The sequence below is a fragment of the Streptomyces niveiscabiei genome, assembly GCF_001419795.1.
In the GTDB taxonomy this organism is placed as follows: domain Bacteria; phylum Actinomycetota; class Actinomycetes; order Streptomycetales; family Streptomycetaceae; genus Streptomyces; species Streptomyces niveiscabiei.
Genome location: NZ_LIRL01001424.1, coordinates 1 through 4057, shown reverse-complemented (window position 1 = coordinate 4057; position 4057 = coordinate 1). Strand labels below are relative to the sequence as shown.

The window sequence follows — 4057 nt, the reverse complement described above, 5'->3', positions numbered from 1 at the left end:
TGGGGCGCCGTGGATGCGCTGCTCGGTCGGAGCGACCTTGGGGGTGCGGGCGACGGGCCCGTACACGGTGGCGTTCATCCCGAGCGTCCCCCACAGGGCCGCGCCCAGCTGATCGAGGGGACGATCGTGGATGTGGGCGAGGGCCAGGCCGAGCAGGATATAGCCGCGGTTGATGTAGCGATGCCGACCAGGGGCGTCTTCCAGCGGTTCGCGGCACAGGAGTTCGTGCAGTGGCAGGTCGGCGCCGCGATAGTGGTCGAGACGGGTGGAGGCACGCAGCCCGGAGGTGTGGGTGATCAGCTGGCGGACGGTCGCCTCTCCGCTGGGGGTCTCGCTGTGCATCGGCGGCAGGACATCACGGATCGGGGCGTCGAGGTCGAGCAGCCCGGCATGCAGGGCCTGGCCGATCAGGGGCCAGGTCGCGACGACTTTCGTCAGCGAGGCGATGTCGTAGAGGGTGTCCTGACCGGGGTCGGTGTCGCCGCACTCGGGAGCGACCTTGCCGGCACTGAGGAACTGAGGGCTGGTGCCGATGGTGCCGTACGCGATGACGCCACCGGGGGTGGCGCCGTCGGCGACGACCTGGTCGAAGGTGTCCCGGAGGCGGGCGGTGTCAGCGGCGGTGAACGGGACGGGCATCAGGGGCCTCCGGGATGGTGGTGATCTCGGCTCCCAGCGTGGCCAGATGGGGCAGCAGGAGTGCGTAGCCGCGCCGGAGATGGAACATTCCTCGGATCGTAGAGGTGCCGTCGGCGGCGAGTGCGGCGATCAGCAGCGCGGTCACCGCACGGATGTCCGCGGCCTCCACGTCGGCGCCGCGCAGCCGGGCCGGTCCGTGGACGCGGAGGATCGCGCCGGTGGCGGTGATCTCGGCGCCGAAGGCACGCAGTCCCTGGACGTGGGTGTCACGGCGGGGGTAGATGCACTCGCGGATCATCGAGGTGCCGACGGCCCCGGTGAGCATCGCGGTCAGCTGTGGTGCGGTGTCGGTCGGAAGGCCCGGGTGCGGACCCGTCGCTGTCACAGTGGCCCGAAGCGGCCCGTCAAGGAGCGTCCGTACGCCACCGCTCGGATCGTCGGCCACGGCAATGCCCGCCTTGGCCAGGGTACGGGTGAGGCCGTCGGGGAGATCGGCGGCGGTGATGTTGTCGAGATGGACGCTGCCGCCGGTCGCGGCGGCGGCCATGATCATGGTGGCGGCCTCGATCCGGTCCCCGGCAACCGAGAAGGTGCCGCCAGCGATCCAGTCGCTGCCGGACACGTGAAGGCCCTCCTGGTCGAAGTGGATGAGGACGCCTCGGTCGGCCAGGAAGCGAGCGGTCTCGGTGACCTCCGGCTCGATCGACGGGTGGGTGATCAGGCTTGTTCCGTGAGCGCGAGCGGCCAGCAGCATCGCCGTGACCGTCGCCCCGAGACTCGGCCCGTACGCCGTGTTCACGTCCACGGTGAACGCCCTCACCCCGCGGACACAGCGCGCACGGATACCGGTGTCGCGCGCGATGACCTCAGCGCCGGCAGCCTGCATCGCCGCGAGGTGCCGGTCGATCAGGCGAGGGCAGAACGCGTCGCCACCGGGATAGGGGAAGGCAACCTGCCCGGTGCGGGCCAGCACCGCGGCGGCCAGTACGGCGGTCGTCCGGACCCGGCGGCCGAGTTCGGGATGAACGACCGGGCGCATGGTGCTCGGCGGGGACACCGTGAAGCATCCGCCCCGGGTATCGACGCGGGCTCCGGTGCGGCGCAGGATCTGTGCGCATACCCCGGTGTCGATGATGTCCGGCGCCCCGGCCAGGACCACCGGGACGTCGGCGAGGAGTGCGGCGGCGTACAGGTGCAGAGCGATGTTCTTGCTGCCCTGGACCGGGATCCGGCCGGACAGCGGGCGCCCGCCGGTGACCTGCACGAGGGTGGTGTCCATGGCGTCGCGAGTGAGTGCGGTGGCCACGGCTGTCACCGGACCCGGGACCCGGAGGGCAGGAAACCCCCGATGTGGTTGCGCGGGTAGATCACCGTTCCCGGCCCGATCAGGGTGCCCGGCGAGAGCACGGTTCCGGCAGGCAGCGCCACCTCGTCACCGACGACGGCGCCGAACTTCGTCTGGCCGGTGGGGATGCGCTGTCCGTCGAGGTTGACGGTGATCTCCTCGATCGCCGGTTCCGCGACAGGGCCGCGGTCGCACCGCAGTCCCGTGGTGGAGCAGAACGAGCCGATGTTGACGCGCCGTCCGATCACCGAGTCGCCGACGAAGCAGGGGTGCTTCATGAAGACGTGCCCGGCCAGCAGGCTGCGGGTGACCTCCGCGCCGAACCCGATCCGGCAGCCGGGGCCGATCACGCTGTGGTCGCGCACCAGCGCGCCGGCCGCCACGACGGCCCCCGCGCAGACCAGGACCGGACCGATCACCTGGGCTCCCGCCTCGATCCGGGCCCCGGCCTGGACGATCACATCGCCCTGGAGCAGAGCGCCGTCCTCGACCACCCCCTGCCCTTCGCGGAGTTCCTCGTCCCCGCGGTCGAGGTCGGCGGCCATCGCGGCCTTGATGCCGAAGACGCTGGAGCAGCCCTCCAACAGACGGTTGACGTACGCTCCGAGGCCCTCGGAGCGGAAGTAGTAGGCAGGGGTGAGGCGGGTATCGACGGCCGAGGCCGTGGACGTGACGGGATTCGCTGACTGCATCAGGACCTCCAGGAATCTCGGCGGCCCGTGGCTGCAGGCCGCTCGTTCTCGAAGGTCGCCGCTACCGGCCCGTCGGCGGGAGGTGCGCTGCCCTGGCCTGCAAAGCCGTTTGCATCTCATGCAAGTGACCTGTTGGTCGGGCAGTCCCAGGACTACGGTGAAGGCGGCGCAGCCTCGGGTATCGGCGGGAACGAGGTACAGATGCGGTTAACACGGCACCAGCAAACCGTGAGACTGGCGTGAAGCCCGGAGAGCTGATCCGGGAGACGCGGCAGGCCAAGGGCATGACCTTGGCCGACCTTGGAAAGCGGACCGGCTACTCCGCAGCCCAGGTCTCCCGGTACGAGCGCGGCATCACACCGATGACCGACGTCCACGTCTTGCGCCGCTTCGCTGATGCCCTGGAACTGCCGCGCCAGGCATTCGGCCTCGCGCTATCCGCGCCTGGGCCGGATGTTCGACACGGTCAGCCGATCGGCGCAGCTAATGCCTTCCCCCGGTTGCCTGCCTTTAGGGTGGGTAGATCCGGTTGGGAGGACGGTGAAGACCCTGTGCGCCGAAGGAAGTTGCTCGCGGGCCTGGCGGCCACAGCCGCTTCAGCGGCTGGTGCCCCGCCCCTCGGAAGCGGCACTACGCAGCCCGACGAGGCCCTGCTCGGAGAGCTGTTGGTCGCCCGGCTACGAGACGCAATGCTCGGACTTGGTCCGCTCCCCGCGATTCAGCCGGCAGACCAGCTAGCTGCAGACTTCACCAGAGCACTCGCCGACTTCGATGCCTGTCGGTACGCCTCCCTCGCCGTACGCCTGCCGCGCCTGATCCGTGCCGGCCATGCGCCGACCGCCCCCAACGGCGACGACACCGCCCAGTACGGTCTCCTCGCCAAGAGCTACCTGTTGGCCACGCGGATGCTTGTGAAGATGGACGAGCAGCAGCTCGGTTGGATGGCGGCCGACCGTGCACGGCAACTCGCCGAGGCCGCACAGGATGTCCTCGCCGCCGCCGAATCCGCCCGCCAACTGGCCGTTCTGGCCAGGAAAGCAGGCTGGCACTCCGAGGCACTATCGATCGCGCTGTCCGCCGCCGACCACCCGGACCTGTGCCGCGCCGGACGGGCTGGAACCGCGGTACGCGGCCTTCTCGTGCAGAGCGCCAGTTACACCCTCGCGCGCAGCGGCGACCGGGACGGGATGAGAGAGCTGACCGACGAGGCCGCTGCCATCGCGAGGGAACTCGGCGGTGGAACCCTCCTGCGCGACCACGGCGGAGGCTTCAGCTCGCTCACCGTGGCACTGCACCGAATCAGCGCCGAGAACCACGGCGGGGATCCTCTGGCAGCGCTCGCCGCTGCCCGATCTATCCCGCTCAAGGCGCTGCCCAGCGT

At 70.3% G+C, this 4057-nt stretch carries 4 protein-coding genes; 1 reads left to right on the top strand and 3 read right to left on the bottom strand.

Annotation, left to right across the window (positions count from 1 at the left end; genetic code table 11):
* From AOK24_RS44675 to AOK24_RS44665, 3 genes are all read right to left on the bottom strand, one after another.
* On the bottom strand, window positions 1-639 hold a 639-nt coding region (locus AOK24_RS44675; RefSeq protein ID WP_159052253.1), incomplete at its 3' end, for a serine hydrolase domain-containing protein.
* A complete protein-coding gene (locus tag AOK24_RS44670) occupies window positions 614-1945 on the bottom strand; it encodes a UDP-N-acetylglucosamine 1-carboxyvinyltransferase (protein WP_133258323.1) in 1332 nt (443 codons plus the stop codon). The genes AOK24_RS44675 and AOK24_RS44670, both read right to left, overlap by 26 nt.
* 5 nt (window positions 1946-1950) lie before the next feature.
* Window positions 1951-2676 (bottom strand): LbetaH domain-containing protein, encoded by a 726-nt coding sequence (locus AOK24_RS44665; RefSeq protein WP_055725504.1) that lies wholly within the window; start codon window positions 2674-2676, stop codon window positions 1951-1953.
* A gap of 239 nt (window positions 2677-2915) precedes the next feature.
* On the opposite strand from AOK24_RS44665, the gene AOK24_RS44660 reads away from it, so the two are divergent.
* Window positions 2916-4057 (top strand): helix-turn-helix domain-containing protein (locus AOK24_RS44660; RefSeq protein WP_159052252.1); only part of this gene is annotated, 1142 nt, incomplete at its 3' end.

Excerpts from the sequence above, each read along its gene's own strand:
- AOK24_RS44665 (WP_055725504.1), bottom strand. The coding sequence starts at position 2,676 with ATGCAGTCAGCGAATCCCGTCACGTCCACGGCCTCGGCCGTCGATACC.